Annotated in this window: 2 protein-coding genes; one reads left to right on the top strand and one right to left on the bottom strand. The window is 69.3% G+C overall.

The window, feature by feature from the left end; genetic code table 11:
- Positions 1–1,353, top strand: a 1,353-nt coding sequence (locus tag I53_RS11450; RefSeq protein WP_043350659.1) for a glycosyltransferase, incomplete at its 5' end; no start/stop codon positions are given.
- A gap of 6 nt (positions 1,354–1,359) precedes the next feature.
- On the opposite strand, the gene purC is transcribed toward I53_RS11450, so the two are convergent.
- Positions 1,360–2,154, bottom strand: a complete 795-nt coding sequence (gene purC, locus I53_RS11445) for a phosphoribosylaminoimidazolesuccinocarboxamide synthase (RefSeq protein ID WP_043350657.1) — start codon at positions 2,152–2,154, stop codon at positions 1,360–1,362.
- Positions 2,155–2,271: the final 117 nt, after the last annotated feature.

Here is a 2,271-nt window from a genome sequence, read left to right as displayed (position 1 = left end):
CGTCTGATCGGTGACGGCATCCTCGTGACCGGCGCACCCGAGCGGATCGCCGCCCGCTTCGCCGCGGAGCCCGACCTCCAAGCCCTCTATGGCGATGCCCTCGTGCAGGAGCGGATCGGCGGTGTGGTGGTGCCGCTTCTGCCACCGGTCTTCGACGCCGACCGGCTCGTAGCGTTCGATTATCTCGGGCCCGTGTTGGCCTGCCGCGGCAGCGCCCTTGACCCGGCCGCCGCGCCCCGAAGCCCGGCTGAGGCCGCGTTCCGGATTGCCGAGCGCTTCGGCCCGGGCGCGATCGGCCATATCCCGGAGCTTCTGTCCGTGCGGCGCGCCGGACGCCCGGTCCCGCCGCCGGAAGGCGCGGAGGGCCCCGCGTCCCATCACGCGATCGTGCGGGATCACCTGGACCGAACGGGGCGGTCGGCCGTCCGGGTCGCGGTGGGGCCCGACAGCCTCGTCCAGGTCGAACATCCCCTTCCCGAGACCTGGCCTCTGGCCAGCCTGATCGTGCCGACCCGCGATCGCCTGGATCTCCTGCGCCCCTGTCTCGAAAGCCTGCGGTCTTGCACCGACTGGCCGTCGATCGAGATCCTGGTCTGCGACAACGACAGTCGCGAGCCGGAGACTCTCGCTTTTCTGCGCGCTTTCGAAGGGGAGGGGAGGGGGCATGTCGTGCCCTGTCCCGGGCCGTTCAACTTCGCCGCCATGAACAACGCAGCCGCGGCCCGCGCCCGCGGCCGGCTCTTGGTCTTCGTCAACAACGACGTCGAGGCGTTCCGGCCCGACTGGCTGTCTCGGATGGCCCGTGAGGCCCTTCGACCGGATGTCGGCGCCGTCGGCGCCAAGCTCCTCGACGGCGAGGGACGGATCCAGCACGGCGGCATCGTGCTCGGGACCGGCGGCCTTGTCACCCACGGGCACCGCCACTTCCCGGGGGACGCGTCCGGCTATCTGGCGGCGTTGCGCGTCACGCACGCGGTCTCCGCGGTCACGGCCGCCTGCCTGGCGGTCGAAGCGGACAAGTTCCGGGCGGTCGGCGGCTTCGACGAGGCGGTCTTCGCGGTGGACTTCAACGATGTCGATCTCTGCCTGCGCCTCAACGCGGCCGGCTATCGCACGCTGCTGGTCCCCGGAGCGGTTCTGCACCACCGAGAGGCGGCGAGCCGCCGCTGGACCCCGGAGGCCCGCGCCCGCCACCAGCGCGAGATCGCGGCGCTGAAGAACCGATGGGGGCCGCTACTGGTGCAGGACCCCCATTATCACCCGGGCTTCGATCCGGACCTCTCGACCCACGCCCGGCTGCGGCCGGGCTTTCCGGAGGCGGGGCCGACGCACCTGCGCCGCCCACCCGCCTGAACGCGCTTACTGGACGAGGCGCGGGCCGCTGCCCTGGACCTTCTCGTTCTCCGACATGATCCCAAGCCGCTTGGCGACTTCGGTGTAGGCCTCGATCAGGCCGCCGAGATCCTTGCGGAACCGGTCCTTGTCGAGCTTGTCGGAAGACTTGATGTCCCAGAGCCTGCAGGAATCCGGGGAGATCTCGTCAGCGACCACGATGCGCATCATGTCGCCTTCCCAGAGGCGGCCGGTCTCCATCTTGAAGTCGACCAGTCGGATGCCGACGCCGAGGAAGAGGCCCGACAGGAAGTCGTTGACGCGGATCGCCAGCGCCATGATGTCGTCGATCTCCTGGGGCGTCGCCCAACCGAAGGCCGTGATGTGCTCCTCGGAGACCATCGGGTCGTTCAGCGCGTCGTTCTTGTAGTAGAACTCGATGATCGAGCGCGGCAGCTGGGTGCCTTCCTCCAGGCCCAGCCGGGTCGCCAGCGAGCCGGCCGCGACGTTGCGCACCACGACCTCGAGGGGGATGATCTCGACCTCGCGGATCAGCTGCTCGCGCATGTTGAGCCGGCGGATGAAATGCGTCGGCACGCCGATGTCGTTGAGGTGCTGGAAGACGAACTCGGAGATCCGGTTGTTCAGGACGCCCTTGCCGTCGATGACCTCGTGCTTCTTCGCGTTGAAGGCCGTCGCGTCATCCTTGAAGTGCTGAATGAGCGTGCCGGGCTCCGGCCCCTCGTAGAGGACCTTCGCCTTGCCCTCGTAGATGCGACGGCGGCGGTTCATAGGCGTGTACCGTGGTTTGAGGAAGTCCATGGGCCGAGGCTCCTGATGCGCGACGATTGGGAGGAATCCGCGGCGCGGCGACCGGACCCGAGGTCGGGCCGCCGGACGGCCTCTGCCCAAGGGCCCCGGCGAACCGGCGCCAAACTA

The organism is Methylobacterium sp. B1 (genome assembly GCF_000333255.1).
Classification (GTDB): Bacteria; Pseudomonadota; Alphaproteobacteria; order Rhizobiales; family Beijerinckiaceae; genus Methylobacterium; species Methylobacterium fujisawaense.
This window is presented reverse-complemented; position numbering and strand designations above follow the sequence as displayed.